Source organism: Hirschia maritima DSM 19733 (assembly GCF_000378345.1).
GTDB lineage: Bacteria > Pseudomonadota > Alphaproteobacteria > Caulobacterales > Hyphomonadaceae > Hirschia > Hirschia maritima.
In genome coordinates this window covers 106,101-126,269 of sequence record NZ_KB899546.1, presented here as the reverse complement: position 1 = coordinate 126,269, position 20,169 = coordinate 106,101, and the positions used below count along the sequence as shown (strand labels likewise).

The 20,169-nt window shown below is 46.0% G+C and carries 22 protein-coding genes; all 22 read right to left on the bottom strand.

The window, feature by feature from the left end:
• Positions 1-22: 22 nt before the first annotated feature.
• The 22 genes from F551_RS0108875 to F551_RS0108770 all read right to left on the bottom strand — a co-directional run bounded on the left by F551_RS0108875 (position 23) and on the right by F551_RS0108770 (position 20,144).
• Positions 23-817, bottom strand: a complete 795-nt coding sequence (locus F551_RS0108875) for an alpha/beta hydrolase (RefSeq protein WP_018997148.1) — start codon at positions 815-817, stop codon at positions 23-25.
• Positions 818-886: 69 nt separating this feature from the next.
• Positions 887-1,408: an RNA pyrophosphohydrolase gene (locus F551_RS0108870; protein WP_018997147.1), complete on the bottom strand. Its 522-nt coding sequence runs from the start codon at positions 1,406-1,408 to the stop codon at positions 887-889.
• Complete coding sequence (locus tag F551_RS0108865; protein WP_018997146.1) at positions 1,383-2,636, bottom strand: divergent polysaccharide deacetylase family protein; 1,254 nt, start codon at positions 2,634-2,636, stop codon at positions 1,383-1,385. Before F551_RS0108865 ends, F551_RS0108870 begins: the two co-directional genes overlap by 26 nt.
• A 171-nt stretch (positions 2,637-2,807) precedes the next feature.
• On the bottom strand, positions 2,808-4,124 hold the full coding sequence (locus F551_RS0108860; protein ID WP_033404904.1) for a S41 family peptidase: 1,317 nt from the start codon (positions 4,122-4,124) through the stop codon (positions 2,808-2,810).
• 108 nt (positions 4,125-4,232) lie between these two features.
• Positions 4,233-5,483, bottom strand: coding sequence for a murein hydrolase activator EnvC family protein (locus F551_RS0108855; RefSeq protein WP_018997144.1), 1,251 nt, complete (start codon positions 5,481-5,483; stop codon positions 4,233-4,235).
• A gap of 51 nt (positions 5,484-5,534) precedes the next feature.
• On the bottom strand, positions 5,535-5,993 hold the full coding sequence (locus F551_RS0108850) for a 23S rRNA (pseudouridine(1915)-N(3))-methyltransferase RlmH (RefSeq protein WP_018997143.1): 459 nt from the start codon (positions 5,991-5,993) through the stop codon (positions 5,535-5,537).
• Between the two features lie 78 nt (positions 5,994-6,071).
• Entirely contained in the window at positions 6,072-6,482 is a 411-nt protein-coding gene (rsfS, locus tag F551_RS0108845; RefSeq protein ID WP_018997142.1) for a ribosome silencing factor, read from the bottom strand.
• A 138-nt stretch (positions 6,483-6,620) separates the two neighbouring features.
• The gene (locus F551_RS0108840; RefSeq protein WP_018997141.1) at positions 6,621-7,226 is read right to left on the bottom strand and encodes a nicotinate-nucleotide adenylyltransferase; all 606 of its coding nucleotides are present in this window, start codon (positions 7,224-7,226) and stop codon (positions 6,621-6,623) included.
• 56 nt (positions 7,227-7,282) lie between these two features.
• The gene (locus tag F551_RS0108835) at positions 7,283-8,563 is read right to left on the bottom strand and encodes a glutamate-5-semialdehyde dehydrogenase (RefSeq protein WP_018997140.1); all 1,281 of its coding nucleotides are present in this window, start codon (positions 8,561-8,563) and stop codon (positions 7,283-7,285) included.
• Positions 8,564-8,615: 52 nt separating this feature from the next.
• Positions 8,616-9,773 (bottom strand): glutamate 5-kinase, encoded by a 1,158-nt coding sequence (proB, locus tag F551_RS0108830; RefSeq protein WP_018997139.1) that lies wholly within the window; start codon positions 9,771-9,773, stop codon positions 8,616-8,618.
• A complete protein-coding gene (gene obgE, locus F551_RS0108825) occupies positions 9,761-10,828 on the bottom strand; it encodes a GTPase ObgE (RefSeq protein ID WP_018997138.1) in 1,068 nt (355 codons plus the stop codon). The genes proB and obgE overlap by 13 nt, the downstream gene beginning before the upstream one ends.
• A gap of 26 nt (positions 10,829-10,854) precedes the next feature.
• Positions 10,855-11,463 carry a GNAT family N-acetyltransferase gene (locus F551_RS0108820; RefSeq protein WP_018997137.1) on the bottom strand — a complete coding sequence of 203 codons (609 nt, stop codon included), beginning with the start codon at positions 11,461-11,463 and terminating at the stop codon, positions 10,855-10,857.
• A gap of 146 nt (positions 11,464-11,609) precedes the next feature.
• Positions 11,610-11,885 (bottom strand): 50S ribosomal protein L27, encoded by a 276-nt coding sequence (gene rpmA / locus F551_RS0108815; RefSeq protein ID WP_018997136.1) that lies wholly within the window; start codon positions 11,883-11,885, stop codon positions 11,610-11,612.
• 45 nt (positions 11,886-11,930) lie between these two features.
• Complete coding sequence (locus F551_RS0108810; RefSeq protein WP_018997135.1) at positions 11,931-12,563, bottom strand: 50S ribosomal protein L21; 633 nt, start codon at positions 12,561-12,563, stop codon at positions 11,931-11,933.
• A 309-nt stretch (positions 12,564-12,872) separates the two neighbouring features.
• A complete protein-coding gene (locus F551_RS0108805) occupies positions 12,873-13,811 on the bottom strand; it encodes a peptidoglycan-binding domain-containing protein (RefSeq protein ID WP_018997134.1) in 939 nt (312 codons plus the stop codon).
• Between the two features lie 149 nt (positions 13,812-13,960).
• Positions 13,961-14,866 (bottom strand): 5-oxoprolinase subunit C family protein, encoded by a 906-nt coding sequence (locus tag F551_RS0108800; protein ID WP_233355244.1) that lies wholly within the window; start codon positions 14,864-14,866, stop codon positions 13,961-13,963.
• Positions 14,867-14,889: 23 nt separating this feature from the next.
• The gene (locus F551_RS0108795) at positions 14,890-15,513 is read right to left on the bottom strand and encodes a 5-oxoprolinase subunit B family protein (protein WP_018997132.1); all 624 of its coding nucleotides are present in this window, start codon (positions 15,511-15,513) and stop codon (positions 14,890-14,892) included.
• Positions 15,503-16,264: a 5-oxoprolinase subunit PxpA gene (pxpA, locus tag F551_RS0108790; RefSeq protein WP_018997131.1), complete on the bottom strand. Its 762-nt coding sequence runs from the start codon at positions 16,262-16,264 to the stop codon at positions 15,503-15,505. The genes F551_RS0108795 and pxpA overlap by 11 nt, the downstream gene beginning before the upstream one ends.
• Positions 16,255-17,475: an Nramp family divalent metal transporter gene (locus F551_RS0108785; protein WP_018997130.1), complete on the bottom strand. Its 1,221-nt coding sequence runs from the start codon at positions 17,473-17,475 to the stop codon at positions 16,255-16,257. The genes pxpA and F551_RS0108785 overlap by 10 nt, the downstream gene beginning before the upstream one ends.
• Before the next feature lie 9 nt (positions 17,476-17,484).
• A complete protein-coding gene (locus tag F551_RS0108780) occupies positions 17,485-18,636 on the bottom strand; it encodes a DUF2891 domain-containing protein (protein ID WP_018997129.1) in 1,152 nt (383 codons plus the stop codon).
• A gap of 79 nt (positions 18,637-18,715) precedes the next feature.
• A complete protein-coding gene (locus F551_RS0108775; protein ID WP_026296743.1) occupies positions 18,716-19,327 on the bottom strand; it encodes a histidine phosphatase family protein in 612 nt (203 codons plus the stop codon).
• A gap of 1 nt (position 19,328) precedes the next feature.
• The gene (locus tag F551_RS0108770) at positions 19,329-20,144 is read right to left on the bottom strand and encodes a 3-deoxy-manno-octulosonate cytidylyltransferase (RefSeq protein WP_018997127.1); all 816 of its coding nucleotides are present in this window, start codon (positions 20,142-20,144) and stop codon (positions 19,329-19,331) included.
• Between the last annotated feature and the right edge of the window lie 25 nt (positions 20,145-20,169).

Below are 20,169 nucleotides of genomic sequence, written 5' to 3'. Positions count from 1 at the left end.
ATAGAAGCTTCGTAATTCAGCTTCAGGCGGCTTTGTTTGGTGCCTTGGCGGTGGCTGCATGAAGCCAGTTCTCGACATATGAAAACATGCGATCTGCGCCTTTTTCAGCAAATGGCCAATGTCCGATATCTTCATAATTTTTGAAGGTAGTGTCGGAGTTAATTAGTGCCCAATTTTCCGAAGTTTTGTATGTGGAAGAGGAAGATACAATCCTATCCTTGCCGCACCCGATGAAGAGGGATGGTGTATCCGTTGAAACGGCGTCCACCAAAGATGGATCAGGTTGTGAGATTTCTTCTAGCAGGCGAGAAGATTCATAGCGCATATTGGCCATGATTTCTTTTCGAACATGTTTCGGTGTGCGATTCAGCAAGCTCAAAGAAAGGCCTACATTGCAAAGTTTGCTCGCGTTGCGTGTTTTTTGTGAGCTTTGACGTAACAACAGGCTCGCCAAGGGAAGAGCAGAAGTCGCGTGTTTGTCTTCCCGCAGGCATAAGGGAGAAATAAAAGCAGCTGATTTAGCTTGACCAAACTCAACGAGTTTTTGCGCGACAAAGCCACCAAGACAATGCCCGATGATGACGGGTTTTTCGCCTTCTTCTTCAAGCAGTTGATCTGCATAATCTGATGCGGATTTAATCCAGTCCAGAATGCTCAATTCATTGAGAGATTCAGGTGGGTTTTGCTGTGTTCTTAGGTGTTGAAAAAGGGTTGGGGCCTCACAGCGCCAGCCGTGAGTTTCAAAGATTGGAATTATAGAATTCCAATCATCGCCACTGCCGCCCAGTCCATGTAAAAACAGAACTGTTTTACCCATAACTTACTCAACCCACACTCTTTTTTGTTGAAGGTTAATTTCGGCGATAATGGTTAATGAGTTTGTTCTTTAGTCTGTTAAATTCGTCCAATGACTGAATTTTTCTGAAATATGTGTGTAGATATCTCGCTTAAAAGGAATGATCAGCTCTGGAACCTCCGATAAAGGAACCCATTTCCACGCATCAAATTCAGGCTCGTGTAGATCTAATTTTATGTCGCTTTCCTTGCCAGTGAAACGGAAAGCAAACCATTTTTGTCTCTGACCCAAATATTTTCCTTTGAAGCGTTTTAATATGTCTTCCGGAAAGTCGTAATAGAGCCATGGTTCAATCTCTTCGAGAAGCTCAACCTTGTCACTGGAAATGCCCGTTTCTTCTTCCAACTCGCGGTAAGCACCTACAAGGCTATTTTCTCCAGCGTCAATGCCACCTTGAGGCAATTGCCATTGATAGGGGCCAGAAGCCCCAGCACGATGCCCCGCAAACACATATCCTTTGGGAGAGAAAACCGCTAATCCTGCATTGGGTCTGTAATTTTTGGGATCACGTGAACCTTGAAGCACTTTATCTGTATGCTGCTGCGTCACCACTTCCACTTTCCTCACTAGAGACATCAATACCGGCTAAGATTGAAGCTGGTACCAATTCATATCCCTTCATATCCAATGTATCAGACCATTGTTTAAACTGGTCTACCGTAACAGGAAAGGCAAATCCAACACCGAGAGCGGAGTTATTTTGAAGTGCAAGTGCTTCTATGTGAAGAAGATTTTTATCAATAGCGTCCGCAGACGGAACAGTGTCAACAATGCGGTCAGCTTCAACGAAGTTCATGTCGACGTCTTCGGCAACAGAGGGAAAGACAGATCGATTGGCGGCACCATCATAGATCATGGCAAGACCACGTTTATGTACTTCCTCCATGATTGGTTCCAGCGCTCTGGAATCTGTCGCCAATTTTGCTCCTTGGTAGTTGATCACACCAAAATAACCCGTTGTTTGGCCTAGGATTACTTTTAGGCGTCTTTCATTCTCTTCTGCTGAAAGCGTGGTTAGCAGAGTGTCAGGGCCAGTATCTACGTTAGGATAATCATATGGCTCCATTGGAACTTCCAAAAGAACTTCATGCCCAGCATCGCGCGCGCGGTTTACCCAAGTCTGCAGATCTGATGAGTAGGGCACAAAGGAAAGTGTCACTTCAGGCGGTAGGTCGTTGATAGCCTGCATAGTGAGGCTACGTTTGATCCCTAGCCCACCAACAATAAGAGCTACTTGCGGCTTGTCACCGACCGTGTGAGGCCGTGCATACACTTCAGCAGCGCGGCGCCCATCATCAGCAATTTTAGGAAGGCGTCCAACCGCGCCATTCTCATATAAACCTTTTACAGGTGCCCGTACCAATGCTTTGCGAGTTAAGTTCTCGCCTTTAGCTTCTTCCTGAGAAAGCCGGGTTATACGAACATCGCTTCCAGTGCTGGTTTCTGCATATTCAGTGTGAGCAGCCTGAGCATATTTGGGCTCTTCGACAGGAAGGCTTGGCTCAGCAGAGTCGTAAGCTGGTCCTTTGGCATATACTTGCTTTGGTGCCTCATGAATTGGTGGCGTATCTTCAATTCGTGCTTTTAGAACCGGAGGTGGGCCGTTTCTATCTGCGAATAACCCAACGCTTGTGTGCGGGCTGCTTGCATCTTCATCGCCTGTGAGATGAACAAATCCAGCACCAGTACCAACTATTACGCCTATAGCGCACAAGCCGATGGCCATATGTTTCAATCCAGTACTAACCGGAGATGCACCAAGATTTACATTAGAAGACATAATCGTGACTACCTGCAGTGTTTTCTAAGACGCATGAACATTCATCAAACGTTTTCAGAAAAGAAATTTCATATGCAGTATTGTGGGTATGCAGTTAACAAGTTGGAAACATAACGCCCAGACTGGGTAGATTTTACCCAGTCTGGTGCAGAAATAATAAGAAAAACCGATTTATCCCTTTTGGGATTGATCACTTGCAAAATCTGTCGAGCGAAGTTTTCCAAATGCGCGCTCTAATTGGTAATCTTCGCCTTCATAATCAACAGGCGGTTGATCAGCTGGAATGTGTGGGGCACGACGTTCACGGCCTTGATCGTTTTCTAGCGCATTTCTAAGGTTAGCCTCAGAATAACGTTTGCGGCGCTTTTCTATGTCGGCCATTTCTTCTTCGGAAAGTCGCGTTTGAGCTACTTCTACATCAGGCTCGATGCCAGCGCCTTGAATGGATGCATTTGAAGGTGTGTAATAGCGTGATGTAGTCAGACGAATGGCACCGCGCTGCGGTCCCAATGGAATAACAGATTGAACGGATCCCTTCCCGAAGGAAGTTTCGCCCATGATGATAGCTCTATTATGGTCTTGCAACGCTCCCGCCACAATTTCAGCAGCTGAAGCAGAACCACCATTGATCAGAACTATGATAGGAACATCAGCGATTTTTTCGCCCTGACGTGCATTGTAACGCTGCACATCGTTTGGGTGACGACCACGTGTTGATACCACTTCTCCGCCATCCAAAAAAGCAGACGACACGCCGACAGCTTGATTTAGGAGACCGCCAGGGTTGTTGCGCAAGTCAAGCACTAGTCCTGTCATTGTGGAGCCTGCTTCTTTTTTTAAAGAGGATAGGGCTTCGATCAAAGAGTCTGTTGTACGCTCATTAAACGTCGAGATCCGCACATATCCGATAGTATCTTCCAGACGGTAACTGACTGAGTTTTGCTTAATGATTTCACGTGTCAACGAGACATCAAATGGCTCTACATTTTCTCGCAAAATAGTCAGGTTGATATCAGTTCCCGGAGCGCCTCGCATCTGTTTCAAACTGTCATTCATCGGTTGCCCGACAATTGTTTCACCATTGATAGCGGAGATATAATCACCGGATTGAATGTCAGCTCTGCTTGCAGGTGTGTCATCCATTGGAGATACAACAAGAATGAAGCCATCCTGCTGTGTAATCTCAATGCCAAGACCGCCATATTCTCCGGAGGCCTGCACTTGCATTGAGCGGTATTCTTCAGGGTTTAGATAGCTTGAGTGTGGGTCTAGAGAAGTGAGCATGCCATCGATAGATGCTTCCATAACTTCTGTTTCGTCCACATCAGCGACATACTCTGTCTGAACACGTGCCAGAATTTCCGCAAATAAGTCCAATTGTTGATATGTGTCTGCGTGCCCGTTTTCAGGTGAACTGTCGGCGTTCCAGACAAATGCGCTCAAGCCTATAACACCTGCTAGTGCTGGTCCGATAAATCTCAATCGCATATAATCACGCTCCATTTTTCGCGCTCGTTTCTTATGAATTTCAATAGTCTAATCTAGGATCTCAAATTCAGATATTCTAGTGCACCATATTTTTTGCCAAACATCAAATTATCCTTTGAGGCCTGTCGTGCTTTTTGAAAGCAAAAGTTCGGGATCAACTATCGAGCCTTTATGTCTGAGTTCAATATATAATTCAGGCCTTTGTTTGGCAGAATCTTCCATTCTTCCCAACGGCTCACCGCCCAATACAGATTGCCCCGCTTCTGCGTATATAGAATCCAATCCCGCGAGAACCATTAAGTAATCTTCGCCTAAATCGAGAATCAAAATCTGTCCATAGGTACGAAAAACACCAGCATACTCTACGCGTCCATCTTTGGGAGCAACGACTTGGGCCCCCTTGCGGGTCGACCAGGTTTGACCTTTGGATTTTTGAGACGAGATTGAATCTATGCTGCCATAGCTATTTATCAGACGCCCAATAGCTGGGCGTTGAATTCCAGATAAGTTTCCAAAACTTGTGGGTGGAAGTTTTAATCGATTAGATTTCTTTAGAGCTGCATCATCAATTTTATTTTTCTTGTGTTTTGCAAACTTCCTGGGAGGAGGTGGCTTCATACTTGGTGCAGTTGGAGCCTTGGATATAATGGACGATAAAAGAGCTTGAAGCGTATCAGCTTCTTTTGCCAGAGCGTCATTTTGAGCATTTAAATCCATTGTGGCTTTTGCAAGTTCGATACGTTTGGCGCGTTTTTCTTTATGAAGTGCTTCAATTTCGTCTCGGCGCGCGAGAAGCGTTTGTTCAGCCCGAGCTAAACCTTCTTTTTCGTTGTGAATGTCAGCCTGCAACTTTGCAAGTTGCTCAAGTTCAATCGCTAGCGACTCTGCTTTTTCTGCAAGTTTGGGTGCAATATCACCCATAAGAATAGCCGCGCGGATTGCTGAACTGGTATCTTCCGGGCTTGTTGTCAGGGCAGGAGGCCGCTTAGACCCAAAGCTCATTAGAGTCGCCAGAATATCGGAAAGAGCTTCGCGATCAGAAAGTAATTCACCGCGTGCATTGATTTCGCGAATCTCTAATTCATTTAGAGTTTGTTGTGCGTCATTAGCAGCTTCTTCTCTTCGTCGGCTGTCAGCTGCAGCAATAACAAGATCATTGTCTATTTCCTGTAGCTCGCGATCAACTTTCTTCCCGCTTTTTTCGAGTTTTTTTAGTCGCTTTAAGACTTTGTCTCTTTCAGCTTCAACGCGTTCAAGATCGCTAACTGAAAAGTTGTCTTTTTCATCTGCCGAGACGGGCAGTGGCACGGTAATGCATGCGAGGATGAAAAGAAGAATAGAGGCGTAGCGATACAACATTGCCAATCTATAAGTCGAGCTTAACTAACCGAGGGTGAATAGGCGCGTCATTTATTCTCGATGATATGGTGATCCGGCTTCAATAGATAGTGCGCGATAGATTTGTTCTGCAATCATGACACGTACTAATTTGTGCGGCCAAGTTTGCACACCAAAAGAAATGGCTTCTCTGGCTTTGTCGGCCAATTCAGGTGCATGTCCGTCTGCCCCTCCAATAAGAAAAGCAATATCTTCTCCGCTGTCACGCCAATTTGCTATCTTTTTTGAAAATTCCAATGATTTGAGTGCCTTTCCGCGCTCGTCAAGACGGATGAGCCTTGCTTTCCCTGCTTTGGCTATTAAGCGCTCGGACTCTTTGGATTTGCCGCCACCTGCTTCAACTTCGATCTCTTCAACAGATCTGATACCCAATCCACGGCCAGTCTTTTGAGCACGCTTGATGTAATCATTCACCATCTCGCGTTCTGGACAATCCTTCATGCGCCCGATGCAGAGAATTCGTATGTGCATGGATTTATCCTCCAAATGAAAAGCCAGCTTGTTCAGATGAATAAGCTGGCATGTTCAGTGTTTAGATCTTCAAATGTTTTATGAAAGGTGATCTGAAGAAGGTGTTTCTGCACCCCAAATGCGTTCTAGATTGTAGAATTCTCTAACCTCTGGACGGAAGAGGTGGACAACTACATCACCGGCGTCAAGCAAAACCCAGTCACAGTTTTGCAGGCCTTCAACACGTACACCCATAACTCCCATCTCTTTAAAAGTACGGGATAAATGATCTGCTAATGCACCGACGTGTCGCGTAGAACGGCCAGAAGCGATAATCATAGAATCTGCTATGGAGGATTTGCCCATCAGGTCAATTTCCACGATGTCTTCAGCTTTGTCATCGTCTAAACGATCGAGAAGAGTACGTGTAATTTCGGCAATTCGGGCGATTGAGGCGGTATGCGAGGCCTCTTCTGAATCGCTGACTTTTTTGTCAGCGGCAGTACGCATATCTTGAGCGGACAGGGCTAGAACCTTTCTTAAATACTATCAGGTCAAACGCGACCTTAATTCTCTTTTAACACGTTGATCGAGTTTGGCCAAACATGAATTTTAAACTGTTGGTAGACGCTTCAATGCCCAACACTACTACCATTTATTGTTTTTGCCTCTCAAACGGGTTGAGCTTTCATTGTTGAGTGGTGCGCGCATATGAACCCAGCATGGTGGAGCAGTTATCGCAGCTGCAGCTGCATTTGCGTCGCGGATACGGTATTGGCTGTAACGGCGAGCAAATTTTGAAAATTTAGCACGTGCCCCAGAGCCCGGGCGAGCAACAACCGCGATAGGAACTGAATTTGCTATTTCAGTCCAACCTTTCCATCTGTGAAAAGTAGCAAGGTTGTCCCCGCCCATGATCCAAACAAATTGAGCTTTGGGAGCAGCGGTTTTGAGGCGTTGAATGAGCGTATTTGTGTAGCTTAAATCGAGCCGTTGTTCGATGTCAGTCACCCGCATTTTGGGCCCGGACGCCATCCTTTCAGCTGAAGCAAATCTTCTTTCAAAAACCGTTTGAGTGTCTTTTAGAGGATTTCCGCGTGCAGGAATCCACCAGACATAATCCAATTGTAATCGCCGTAATGCAGTTTCTGCAACATGGGCATGACCCTCATGGGCTGGATCAAATGAACCGCCAAATAGACCAATCTTCATGCCCTCAGTTGCAGATGGCAATCTTAACAATTGCCGGCTCATATGGCCTCACACAAATTGTTGTATTTTTGAAATGCATTGCTCATGTGTTTATCCGGTTAGGTAGGGCGGGTTTGGCCTGTGCCTCTTACTTGATACTTAAAGATGGTAAGTTGCTCCGCACCCACAGGTCCACGTGCATGCAATCGACCAGTTGCAATACCAATTTCTGCACCCATTCCAAATTCGCCTCCATCTGCAAATTGTGTGGAAGCATTATGCATGACGATGGAGGCATCCACATCATTTAGGAAGCGCTCAGCTGAAGCAGTATCTTCTGTGATAATCGCTTCTGTGTGACCTGATCCATAGGTCTCGATGTGGGCAATAGCCTCTTCAATGCTCTTCACGATTTTAATAGATAGGATCGGATTATGATATTCTGTGCGCCAATCGTCCTCGGTTGCTATTGTCATATCTGAAATAGCACGTGCTGCATCATCGCCGCGAAGTTCACATCCGGCTTCGGTCAATGAAGCGACGAGCTTTGGCAATAATTCGTTGGCAATCGATGCATCAATGAGAAGTGTTTCAGTTGCTCCGCAAATTCCTGTACGACGCATTTTTGCGTTCGTTGCTACAGAAACTGCTTTTTCTGGATCAGCTTTTTCATGGATATATGTGTGGTTTAAGCCTTCAAGATGGCTTAAAACAGGTACCCGGGCTTCTTGTTGAACGCGTGCGACGAGGCTTTTACCTCCGCGTGGCACAACGATATCAAGATTACCATCCAAACCTTTTAACATGTGACCAACAGCGGCGCGGTCAGTTGTTGGAACAATTTGAATGGCGTCTTCTGGCAGCCCAGCATCGTTAAGGCCTTGTTTCAATGCTTTCGCGATAGCTCTCGATGAATTTGCGCTTTCGGATCCACCTCTCAATATAGCAGCATTGGCTGCTCTGACACACAGAGCACCAGCATCAGCTGTCACATTTGGACGGCTTTCATAGATAATGCCAATAACACCAATCGGGCCACGCACTCGTGAGATCTGCAAGCCATTAGGGCGTTCCCAACTCGCCATAACATCACCTACAGGATCTTGAATATCAGCAACTGCTTCAAGGCCTTGAGCAATATTTTCAATGCGCGCAGGGGATAGTTCCAATCGATCCAATAGAGCGGGTGTCAGCTCTTTTGCGCGACCTGCTTCCATATCAAGCATATTGGCATTTTGAATTGCATCCGAGTTTTCACGAATACGCGCGGCCATTGCTTTTAGTGCTTTTGTGCGTGCTTCTGGCCCGGCTTTGGCGAGTAAGGCTGAGGCTTTACGGGAACGTTTGCCCATTTCAAGCATTTCTGTTTGGAGTTCGGCTTCTGTGAATGTTTGTGTCATTGGGATGATCCTTGGGGTCATAAGATCGGAACGTTTTACGGAGAGGCTTTGGTTAAATTGTCACCATATCATCGATATGTATCAAGGCTGGGCGACCTTTGAAGCCGACAATGCTTTCAATTTCTGAAGATTTGCATCCAATGAGTTTGAGTGCATCATCTGAAGAATAAGCGCAAATTCCACGTGCAATAGGCTTATTGTCTGGGCCAAGGATTTCTACGCCATCGCCTCGACTAAACTGTCCTGAAACCTTTGTTACGCCAGCATGCAATAAACTTTTGTGTTTACTCAGAGCTATGGCTGCACCTTCATCTACATAAATTTTACCCGATGGTTTTATCGCGCCAAGCAACCATTGTTTGCGTGCCGTTTCCGGAGTGACAGGTGGAATAAACCAAGTGGAGCGGCCGCCATTGAGTATGGCTTCAATAGGCTGATCTGTTGGATTATCTGTTGGGTCGCCTCGCGCGATCAGGGTGGCGCATCCTGCCGTCATAGCTATTCGCGCAGCTTCCAACTTGGTTGCCATTCCGCCCGATCCAACACCGGAGTCGGCATTAGCATCTCCACCCATTGCTAAAATATCTGCCGACAAACTGGTCACGACAGGTATGTGTTTGGCTTGATCATTGAAACGCGGATCGGCAGTATATAACCCATCAATATCCGATAGTAGAACAAGTACATCTGCACCGATCATTTGAGAAACACGGGCTGCGAGCCGGTCGTTATCGCCATAGCGTATTTCTTCAGTCGCAACAGTGTCGTTTTCATTGACGATGGGGACTGCACCCGCCTCAAGCAAAGTATTCAAAGTTGCGCGGGCGTTTAGCCATCTGCGGCGCGTTTCAGTATCATCAATGGTTAGAAGTGCTTGAGCAACGGGAATGTTGTGCTCCTGAAATGCATCTTGCCATGCCCGCATCAGGCGCAATTGTCCGGCAGCCGCAGCGGCTTGTTTTTCTTCAAGCTTTAGAGATTTAGAAGAAAGGCCGAGTGCATCACGGCCTAGTGCTACAGCGCCTGATGACACCAGCGCAACTTGCTTGCCTTCAGTAATTAGCTTCACAACGTCTCGTGATATTGCATGAATGCGCGTAGCATTAACTTTGCCATCCTCGTTGATGAGTAGAGCAGAACCAAGCTTAATTATTACACGTTTGGCTTTTGATAGAAGATCTAAGCCATTTGTGTTTTCTAAGGTGTCCATCCTTGTTGCTCTTCTCCAGCGTCGCGTGCTTGTTCGGCAGCAGCTTCTTCTGCTTCTGACTGTTTCTGCGTGTTTACTTCTTCAAATAGCTGACCAAGTACTTCTTTGACATTATCGCCTGTTGCACCTGAAATTATGTAGGGTTTTTTACCGCAGGCTTTCTCTAATTTGGCGGCTTGTTCTTCGATGATATCTTGATCAAGTGTATCTGATTTATTCAACGCAACAATTTCGACCTTATTTTCTAGATCCGCACCATATTCAACGAGTTCGTTGCGGACAGTCTCATAAGCTTGGTCTGGGTCGTCTTGTGATGCATCGATTAAATGAAGAAGCACGCTACAGCGCTCGACATGGCCAAGGAAACGTGTGCCAATTCCAGCACCTTCTGCTGCCCCTTCAATCAAGCCAGGAATATCAGCCAACACAAAGGAAGATCCTACTCCTAGACTTACCACTCCTAAATTCGGAACAAGTGTCGTGAACGGGTAGTCCGCAATTTTAGGCTTTGCCTGAGAGGAGGCGGCTAGGAAGGTTGATTTTCCAGCATTTGGAAGACCAACAAGCCCAGCATCAGCAATCAATTTCAAGCGCATCCATATCCAACGGTCGTCGCCAGGAAGGCCGGGGTTGAACCTACGCGGTGCCTGATTGGTTGCGGATTTGAAGCGAACATTACCCCATCCACCATTTCCGCCATCAGCAAGAAGCACTTTGTCGCCCACAGAAGATAGATCCGCGATCATTGTTTCTTGATCTTCTTCGAAAATTTGAGTCCCTACAGGTACTTTGATGATGATGTCTTCGGCATCTGCACCTGTTCTGTTGCGGCCCATGCCATGGCCACCACGTTCAGCTTTGAAGTGTTGTTGGTAACGATAATCGATTAGCGTGTTTAGGCCGTCGACAGCTTCAGCCCAAACGCTTCCACCCGCGCCTCCATCGCCTCCATCAGGACCACCATGAGAAATGTATTTCTCGCGGCGGAAAGACACACAACCATCACCACCGTGTCCGGCCGCGACGTATAATTTACATTGATCTAGAAATTTCATTGTGTGTGTCCAGTAAACCTTGTCGTTTAATGTAAGGCAGAAAGTGGTGTTGTAGCAGCTTTTTCGGCTGGCCAGATATAAACATATCCAGGAAAACGTCCGCCACGAGCGAGCGAATACATTGGGATGGTTTCTTTCGGTCCACCAACTTGCTCAAACCCTAATTTATACAAAATACGGCCAGAAGCGGGATTGTCTTCAAAATGTCCGGCGACAATCATATCAGTATTTAGCGTTTGTGTAGCCCATTCCATGAGTTTTTTTGCGGCTTCTGTAGCATAGCCTTTGCCCCAGTGGGGCTTTGCCAGCCAATATCCAAGTTCATATGGAGATTTGGACTGTCGTTTGAATACACCAACACCGCCCACTAATTCATTGGTGGTTTTGTCTGTGATGGCAAAATCAAACATCTCTCCACGCAGATATTTTCCAGTGCGGGCTGCAATAGAACCAAATGCTGTGTTTGGAAGGTATGGATAGGGTTTGGAGCCTGTCATTTTGACAACATCTTCATCCGCAAACGCTTTATCTACAGCAGGTGCATCCTCTAGAGTCCAAGCGCGCAAAAGTAGTCTTTCCGTATTCAAGATGGAAAGTTTGGGCACAGTTTGTAGCTGTTTTGGATTTTCGGCCATTGGCTTTCCTTTCTTGAGATTAAGATGTTTGCAAAATGAAAGCAAAAAAAAGGGGAGGCGGTCACCCGCTTCCCCTTTTTGGGTCTTATCGCGAGCACGTACTTCAAATCAGAAGCGGCTCGGTCTTGTTTCTCAGACGTCTACCGCTATTCAGCCGCTTTGGGAGCGTCAGCTGGAAGAACGTTGATGTATTGGCGGCCACCAGCACGTTTACGGAAGTTCACTTGACCTTCCACTTTAGCGAAGATTGTGTGGTCTTTACCCATACCAACGTTTTCACCTGGGTAGTATTGAGTACCACGTTGACGAACAATGATGTTACCAGGGATAACAACTTCACCACCGTACTTTTTTACGCCAAGACGTTTGGATTCTGAATCGCGGCCGTTGCGGGACGAACCACCTGATTTTTTGTGAGCCATACCGGCTTCTCCATGTTTAGGTGCGCTGTCAGCGCGACGTTACACTTAAGCTAGGTCTTTAGACTCAGCTACGATTTGATCAAAAGGTACACGACCTTTGAAAACATTTGTGTCTAACTCAGCAAATTGTGCGTCTGTCAGAGCAGCTAGTTGAGCAAAGCTTGTGAAGCCAGCATCTACCAACTTACCAGCTGCAACTTTACCAACACCTGTTAGTTTAGTTAGGTCATCAGCTTTTGCAGCGGCAGGAGCAGCTTTAGGCGCTGCAGCTTTAGGAGCGGCCTTTGGTGCTTCTTTTTTCGCTTCTGCTTTAGGTGCTTCAGCTTTCTTAGGAGCAGCCTTAGCAGCGGCAACTTTCTTACCACCTTTAGCAAGAATGTCTGTAATACGGACAACTGTCTGGTGCTGACGGTGGCCAAGCTTACGACGGTAAGTGTTACGTTGACGCTTTTTAACAGTGACGACTTTGTCGGCACGTGTTTGCTCTACAACTTCACCTACAACTTGAGCACCAGCCAATGAAGGCTCGCCCATGTCTACTTTTTCACCTTCGCCAATCATCAGTACGTTATCGAATACGAATTCTGAACCAGCTTTAGCAGCTAGTTTCTCTACTGTGATGACGTCGTCTTGGGCGACTTTATATTGTTTTCCGCCCGTTTTGATGACCGCGAACATATCTTAACGACCTTTTGCCTGTCGGTTGACGCGCTCGGGAGGCCTCTTGCCAGCCAGCGCGAATTTATCCAAAAACTTGAGACACTCTAATCCCCAAAATTAGGCATAACACCATCAGGTTAAAGAGCGCGAAGCGCGCATATAGACGACAAGATACAAGAAAGTCAAACGTTTCGTGACAATGAATCACGATTATCTGCTGTTTTTATGAAAACAAGCAAAAAAAACCTTAGAATCGCTTATATAGAGCCGTCCAAATGCGCAAGACCTCAAATGAGTTTACATCAGAAAATTCTGAGTAAATCGATATTAACTGGGGTTCACGCCCAATCTTTCCAATGTGCTTAATGTAAGCCCACCTGTTGCCAGTCCTTCACGGAGTTGGAAGTCACGAACAGCTGTAAGTGTTCTGCGACCAACGCGGCCATCAACACCGCCCACATCATAGCCTTGATTTTGAAGTGCTTGTTGCAGACGGCGAATAGTGTCTGGACGCGTGTTTGTTTCACACAAAATTTCACGCCATTCCATACGTTCGCTACCTGTTTGAACGCGTTGTTCAATTTCGTCATAAACTGGAGGAATATATTCCACCTCGGTTCTTTCAGGTTGAACTAAACGACGCGATTTGCGCGTGTCGTATTTAGCTGGAATTTCTTTGCGTTGAACTGTCGCTTGCTCAACGACGACACGACGGCGAACAGTGTCGTATTTTGCAGGAACCAGTTCTTCGACAACACGTTCAGGCTCTATCACAACGAGACGTTCAACTGTTTTGTATTCTGCTGGAATTTCAACACGACACATAATTTCGCCTGTTGCGTCATCTATGCGTTCTAGTGCGCCGCGACCTGGTTTCCATTCAACCCGAGCTGGGCGAACCATGACTTTTTCTTCCACGGTTTCAGTGCGGGCGGGAAGTACTTTCTTTTCTAACCGCTCAGGAGTCACAAGAACGCGCTCGTCGACATAATCGTAACGTGGAGGAACAGGTATATATTCAAAAGAGGCTTCTTCAACCAAGTATGTTTCTTCCACAGTTTCATATTGCGCTGGAATTTTTTTGATCTTCTGAGATTCTGGTTTCACCATGATCTGCTGTATTGAAACGCTATACGTAGCTGGAACCAGCACTTTGGCATAACATTCACCTGCACGTGCGTTAGGTGGCAGATCCACCTGAGCATAGGCTGGAGAAATAATAGCGCATAGGGACACAGCGGCGAGCGCTCTTGAAATGTGTTTCATCTTACCACCTACAGGTATTCTTAGAATTTTATATAATATATTAACTAGCTGTTAAGCACTACATCCGTCCAGCAAGTTCGTCAGATTGGTGTAATTGTGATCGAAATAGCTTCCCAAAAACAACAGATAGGGGATAATTATGCTTAACATTATGGCTGAGTAAGCTGATTGATAGCATTTTTCTTTTGTTTTAGAATTTCCACAGCCTCATCAGGCTTCGTTAGAATAAATGAAATTCCGTCATGAGGTCTTATCTGCCCAAGTCGGTGACGATCTGCTGAAATGACCTGAAGGATACGGGGATAACCTCCGGTGGTTTGAGCATCCGTGAGCAAGATAAAAGGGTTGCCATCTTCGGGACATTGAATTGTGCCGGGAAATACAGGTTCGCTTTTCATGCGTCCATCAGAGTTTATTTCAAGGCTGACATTATCCAGTTGAATACCCATTCGATTTAATCGGCTTCCAATTTTTAAATTTTCCCTAAAAATAGACTTTTGATTTTTGCTTGATAAAGCCGAAAACTCAGGACCTTTGCAAACACGCAATGGCCATAGATTGGAGAAAAATGGATGAAGCCGTGGAGGAATACAAATGGGGGGGGTAGTAGGCTTATTATTTAAGAATTCTATCGTGTCATTAGGCTTTAATTGCATGCCTTCATGGCCACCTAAATTTGCAGGTAGATAGGTGGAGGTACTGTCTAAGAATTTCTCTGCTTTAAATCCGCCGCTAATGGCAAGATAGGTACGCAACCCAAGTTTTGGGACGTCTAACTTTATGGCAGATCCTGCATCAGTATGATGTGATTTATAATAAGGAATTGTCGTTTCATCCAGCGATGTTGGGCAGGGTGCCCCTGTTAAAGCAAATTCAGTTGCCTTTTCAAATTTGGCTTCAAATCCACCTGCTGTTATTTCAATCACCGTTTCATCCAGTTTATTTCCGACCGCAATGTTTGCGAGCAAGGCAGAATGATCATCTGCCGGACCAGAAGCGGGCACGCCTTGGTGCCTGAAATTTTTTCTAGGTGCTCCTTGCAATGTGGATTGCATACCTGATTGAAGAATTTTGAGACTCATGACGCAACCGCCTCAAACTTCACTTGCATTTGCGGTGCTAAAATGAACGGATTTGTTCGGTCGGGATCAAAAAGCTTTTTTGAAGTTCGTCCGACAATTGGCCATCCTCCTGGGCCTTCTAGTGCATAAAGGCCAGTATATCCGCCGGCTAGACCGATGGAGCCCGCATTCACGCGGATTCTAGGTTGTTTGAGACGAGGTAAATTAAATGCCGCGCCGCCAACATATGCAAAACCGGGCGTAAAACCTATCATCTCAATTGTGTAGGTTTGTTGCGTATGGATATCAACAAACTCTGTCTGACTTACTCCCAGAGCCTCGCAGACTTGCTTCAGATCTGGTCCTGCTTCTTCATTATAGATAACCGGGATTATAAGCACTTTAGAAACGTGCGCATCAACCGCATGCTTTGCTTTGAGATTGGTTTCAAATGTAGAAATGATTTCTGTTGAAGATATAGCAAGGCAATCATATTGGATGACAAGCGTTTGAGTGCCTTCCACCACTTCTATTATGTGTGCCGTTTTGCGAAGTGCTTTAGCGAGGGCGCTACGGTTTGGGTTTGCAGATAGCGGGACGGAAATAATATCATCCGCAATCTGCGTGTATTCAAGTGTCATGGATATGTGCTTGAATTGTAAAGTGTGCAGATTTTAAAACGCGATTGATTGAAGTTGCGCTTTCAACGGCGGCTTCATCATCTCCATGAAGGCAGATGCTATCAACCCGCTTTGTTATGAAATTCCCGCTCGCAGTATGCAATGGAATACCCTGTGCGAGCGCTAATGCTTGAGCACAACGTTCTTCATTGTTTTCGATGACTGCATTGGGTTGTGCACGAGGCACAAGCTGTCCATCATCGTTATATCGTCGGTCCGCAAAACCTTCCGAAATGAATAATCGTTTTTGCTGTCTGCAGACTAATTCTAACTTACTATCTGGAAGGCCCATCAACGCTGCATGTGGTAATACTTCGCGGGCAATATTGACGATGTTCCAGCTGAGCTTTTCGCTGGTCGCTGCATCGTTATAAAGCGCTCCGTGTGGTTTGATGTGAACGATGGGCATGCCCATGTCCGCCGCAACACTTTTTATGAGATGCAATTGTTTGCGAAGGCTGGTCTCCAGATCATATTCAGTAATGTCTATGGATCTTCGTCCAAATCCCTCTTTGTCGGGGTAGGAAGGGTGTGCGCCGATACGTACATTGCTCAGCTTTGCAAGCGTGATTGTTTCTGCAATGCTTTCACGGTCTCCAGCATGACCGCCGCAGGCTATATTGCAGCTGGAAATATATGGCATGATCTCAGTGTCATTTCCGCAACCTTCGCCGAGGTCCGCGTTTAGATCGATCATTTGTGTCATGGCCATAAGGAAAATGCCTTTGCTATTCCACGTAATCCTAAGCCTAATGTAATAAGCAAAACTAAACTACCTGCTAAATTTGAAGCAATCGAATTGGCATATTGTCCCAGCAGCGCTTTCTTATTCATGATGTAGAGCAAGAATGCTGCAATTATGGGGAGTAGCAAACCGTTGGCTGTTTGAGCTATCAGAATAAGCGATATGGGTTTGATCCCAAGGACGTTAAAGATTGTTCCAATTGCTAGAATTGTCAGCGCGGTAACCTTGAAAATAAGCTGTTTCTTTTGCTCATCGGTTTGTGGCCACAGCTCGGTCACAACATAAGCTGTCGCCATTGGAGCTGTGATTGAGGATGTAAGCCCCGCCGCAAATAAACCAATCCCTATAAGGTATTTAGCTGCTTCCCCAAAACTGGGTTCTAAACTCATAGCTAAGTCTGCTGCATTGGAAATGGACGTTCCAGAGCCAAACATGGTTGCTGCTGCGGTGGTTAGGATAAGAATAGAAACCAAACCACCAAGACCAATAGAGATATAAGTGTCTGTTCGTGCGGCTTGAATATCTTCTGAAGATTGCCAGCGTTGACGCGCAGCCGCTGCATGCAGGAACAGATTATAAGGAACTATTGTTGTCCCTATCAAAGCGATTGTGGTGAGCAAACCATTATTCGGTATGCTTGGGATAAGGCCTTGAAGAATAGCCGTAAAATCCGGTCTGACCATTATAGCTGTAATCAGGAATGCTAAACTCATTAAAATCACTAGCCCAACTAGGATACGTTCTAGTGTTTTGTATTTTCCATAAAGCAATAGACAAGCTGAAAACACGGTCAAACTTAGTACCAAAATGCGTCGATCAGGTGGAGAACCATTGAAGAGAGCTTCCATGCCCAATGCGCCACCTGCCAGATTACCCGCTTCATAGGCGGCGTTTCCAATTGCCAAGGCTGCAAGGACCAATGTTGCAAGAACAATTTTCAAGGCAGGATTGGACGTGCTCTGCATAAGCGCTTCGCCTAAGCCAAGCCGCGCACCTGCGCCTAAGCGAGCAGACATATCTTGAAGGATAATAGTAGCGATAGTGGCAAAGACGAGTGCCCATATCAAAGCATAGCCAAAGTTAGCACCTGCCAGCGTACACGCAGTCACTGTACCTGGGCCAATAAAGGCCGCCGCCACTAAGGCACCCGGACCGATTTTAGGAAGTGAAAATTTCATTGTGAGAGCCTAGTCAGCAATACCGCGACGCGTTGTCAGATAGGTTGCAAAACTACCAAGCCAGTGGCTACCCGAATAATGCTCATCAGATACCGCTTTAATACCAACTTCCTTGTGAAGTTCAGCAGATCCAAGAAGACTTGCGCGTCTTGGATCATCTAAAGGAAGATCTGATGCAATGCCCTCCAAACTCCAAGCGCGAGAAAGGTTTACGCCATCCAAATGAACGAGTTTCCCATCAGTTGCATCCAATACAATACCCGGTTTCAACCAATCGGTATTTCCATCTTCTGGAATATTAGGCAGGAATGCACTCAGCCAGTTCGAAAAATCTTCTTGCGGCATAACACGGCGCATCAGGTCTGCTTCCATCAAACAAGGCGATAAAAAGTCTTCTCCTGATGGTTCATAGCTGATTGGGCAGTTTGTGTCCGATGAGTGGAATTCTAGTGTTTTCTGTACAAGTTGATTTTCAAACTCTGCATTTCCAACCGTACGTGCGTAATCAATCATCAAACCAAATGCGAATGCGCTCTGATTGTGTGTTCCCAAGTGAATAGGGTAAGCGAGCTTTTCCAGCCAATCTTGTGTTTGTGAAACAATCACATCTTCCAATGGACGCAGATTTTTACGCCATTCTGCGAAATTTTCTTCTTCGCTTTCTTCAAGTTCTGCGACTAATTGTAGTAACCATGCGCGGCCATACGGGCGTTCAAACGCGCCTTTGCCATTGGTTTTAAAATACTCCACTTCTCCTGCAATATTTTCAGCTGATAAGCTTTGTTCAAGTTTGGCTAGAATTGCTTCTCGCATTGGTGTGTCAGGATCAGTGTTCAAAATCCGCGTTAGCAACCAGTGACCATGCACGGAAGAGTGCCAGTCAAAACATCCATAAAAGCTTGGAAACATCTCTTTCGGAGAGCGGACATCTTGGTCTGCATTAAGGACGACAGAAATTTTGTTAGGATATTGTTGATGGACACAGGTAAGCGCAAGCAAAGCAAATCTGTCTTCAACAACATCTGCTCTAGCTGAGGGCAGCGCAATAGATTTTGCGGCAGTTTCTTTGGGTTTCGGTGGAGGGGTATCCGCAGAACAAGCGGTTATTCCAAAAGACAGAGCTAGCAGGCCCACAAGTGCTCGGTTGTATTTGAATGTCATTGATCCCTCCAATTTTGTCCAAGTCTGAACATGAAAGTGCTGACTTGCAAAGATAGAGGGAAGAAAATTCTAATTGCAATTATGGACGAGTATTCCACTCCACAATTGACGGGCCAGTTTTTGAAATTCTAACCACACCATATGCCCCTGTTTTCAGTTTAAGTGTGTGACCTTCAGACGCTTCAATTGCTTGTAAGGCAAAGCGGGCTACACCATTGGATGTGACGATTAGAATAGGATTTTTTGAAGCGGGCAGTTTTGAAATTCTATCAAACAAATCTTTCCAAGCTTGGATAAGTTCTGTCGGATCAACAATCCAACCCTTCGGCGGCACTGCTTTTTCTTCCCAAGCTCTCAGAGCATCTTCACCAATGCGGGCGACTACATCATCTTCGGGCTTGTTTTCATCCGGTCCATAATCAATTTCACGTAAGAACTCTAAAGCTTCAACTTCATAATCATCAAAGCTTTGAGAAGCCAGAATAGAGGCGGCGGTTTCCTGCGTACGTTTCAACGGGCTGCAATAGACTTTGTCAAAACCAGACACACGCTTGGCAAAATGGGCCGCTAAGGCAACTGCTTGTTCATTCCCTGATACGGATAAAGGTAGGTCGGTACGCGCGCCAACACGGGTGACTGTGTCACCTTTGTCAAAGGTATTGCCATGACGAACGATATAAATGTCTCGCATATCAGGCATTTCCTTCCATTGGGTCGCCATGTGTTGCAATCAGTTTTTCAGCATGTTTTGCATCGTCTTGTGTATCCACGCCCCACATTGCATTTGGGCCTGTTTCAACGGCAACCGTCATAATGCGCATACCGTTTTCAAGGAAGCGGAGCTGTTCTAGCCCCTCAAGCTTTTCATAATAACCCTCAGGCAAAGCTGTAAAGTGCTCTAAGGCATCGCGCTTATAGCCATATAAGCCGATATGACGCCAAACAGGGGAGAGAGCATCTGTGTCTCTCAATGCTTCTTCTTTGCGAATGGCAGGCAACACGTTTTTAGAAAACCACATAGCTTCACCATCTGTCCGGCGCACACAGCTTGTGCCTGAAAATGGCTGAACTTTCTTTTGCTCCCGCATTGTGTCCAGAGCATCCCAGGGCATTTGTAAAACAGGGGTCACCACATCTGCTGTGGATGTTTCTCCTGCTTTGATAATTGCGAGTACATGTTCGGCCGGCGTAAAGGGAGCATCGCCTTGAAGGTTCACGACAAACTCAGCATCTGGCACGAATAGGTTTGCAGCGGCCAAAGCACGGTCTGTACCCGATGGAAGTTCGGGATCGGTCATAACAACGGGTGCGCCAATCTCTTTTGCGTGGTCTTCAATGCGCGTATCATCGGTTGCTACAACGTAAGAGACATTTTCATCCATCGCGCAAACCTGCTTTGCAATATGAACCACGCGGGATAGCAATGTATGACCTGCTATCTTGTGCAGTGGCTTGGCAGGAAACCGCTTTGAGGCATAGCGCGAAGGAATGACGATAAGTGATTTCACGAGAGGCCTCATGGGTTTGCGGTCA

Excerpts from the sequence above, each read along its gene's own strand:
- F551_RS0108865 (WP_018997146.1), bottom strand. The coding sequence starts at position 2,636 with ATGTCTTCTAATGTAAATCTTGGTGCATCTCCGGTTAGTACTGGATTG.
- rsfS (WP_018997142.1), bottom strand. The coding sequence starts at position 6,482 with ATGCGTACTGCCGCTGACAAAAAAGTCAGCGATTCAGAAGAGGCCTCG.
- F551_RS0108780 (WP_018997129.1), bottom strand. The coding sequence starts at position 18,636 with ATGACATTCAAATACAACCGAGCACTTGTGGGCCTGCTAGCTCTGTCT.
- F551_RS0108850 (WP_018997143.1), bottom strand. The coding sequence starts at position 5,993 with ATGCACATACGAATTCTCTGCATCGGGCGCATGAAGGATTGTCCAGAA.
- pxpA (WP_018997131.1), bottom strand. The coding sequence starts at position 16,264 with ATGGCCATGACACAAATGATCGATCTAAACGCGGACCTCGGCGAAGGT.
- F551_RS0108820 (WP_018997137.1), bottom strand. The coding sequence starts at position 11,463 with ATGGCCGAAAATCCAAAACAGCTACAAACTGTGCCCAAACTTTCCATC.
- F551_RS0108800 (WP_233355244.1), bottom strand. The coding sequence starts at position 14,866 with ATGCAATCCACATTGCAAGGAGCACCTAGAAAAAATTTCAGGCACCAA.
- F551_RS0108810 (WP_018997135.1), bottom strand. The coding sequence starts at position 12,563 with ATGTTCGCGGTCATCAAAACGGGCGGAAAACAATATAAAGTCGCCCAA.
- F551_RS0108875 (WP_018997148.1), bottom strand. The coding sequence starts at position 817 with ATGGGTAAAACAGTTCTGTTTTTACATGGACTGGGCGGCAGTGGCGAT.
- F551_RS0108775 (WP_026296743.1), bottom strand. The coding sequence starts at position 19,327 with ATGCGAGACATTTATATCGTTCGTCATGGCAATACCTTTGACAAAGGT.
- rpmA (WP_018997136.1), bottom strand. The coding sequence starts at position 11,885 with ATGGCTCACAAAAAATCAGGTGGTTCGTCCCGCAACGGCCGCGATTCA.
- proB (WP_018997139.1), bottom strand. The coding sequence starts at position 9,773 with ATGGACACCTTAGAAAACACAAATGGCTTAGATCTTCTATCAAAAGCC.
- F551_RS0108795 (WP_018997132.1), bottom strand. The coding sequence starts at position 15,513 with ATGACACTTGAATACACGCAGATTGCGGATGATATTATTTCCGTCCCG.
- obgE (WP_018997138.1), bottom strand. The coding sequence starts at position 10,828 with ATGAAATTTCTAGATCAATGTAAATTATACGTCGCGGCCGGACACGGT.
- F551_RS0108860 (WP_033404904.1), bottom strand. The coding sequence starts at position 4,124 with ATGCGATTGAGATTTATCGGACCAGCACTAGCAGGTGTTATAGGCTTG.
- F551_RS0108805 (WP_018997134.1), bottom strand. The coding sequence starts at position 13,811 with ATGAAACACATTTCAAGAGCGCTCGCCGCTGTGTCCCTATGCGCTATT.
- F551_RS0108855 (WP_018997144.1), bottom strand. The coding sequence starts at position 5,483 with ATGTTGTATCGCTACGCCTCTATTCTTCTTTTCATCCTCGCATGCATT.
- F551_RS0108840 (WP_018997141.1), bottom strand. The coding sequence starts at position 7,226 with ATGAGCCGGCAATTGTTAAGATTGCCATCTGCAACTGAGGGCATGAAG.
- F551_RS0108785 (WP_018997130.1), bottom strand. The coding sequence starts at position 17,475 with ATGAAATTTTCACTTCCTAAAATCGGTCCGGGTGCCTTAGTGGCGGCG.
- F551_RS0108835 (WP_018997140.1), bottom strand. The coding sequence starts at position 8,563 with ATGACACAAACATTCACAGAAGCCGAACTCCAAACAGAAATGCTTGAA.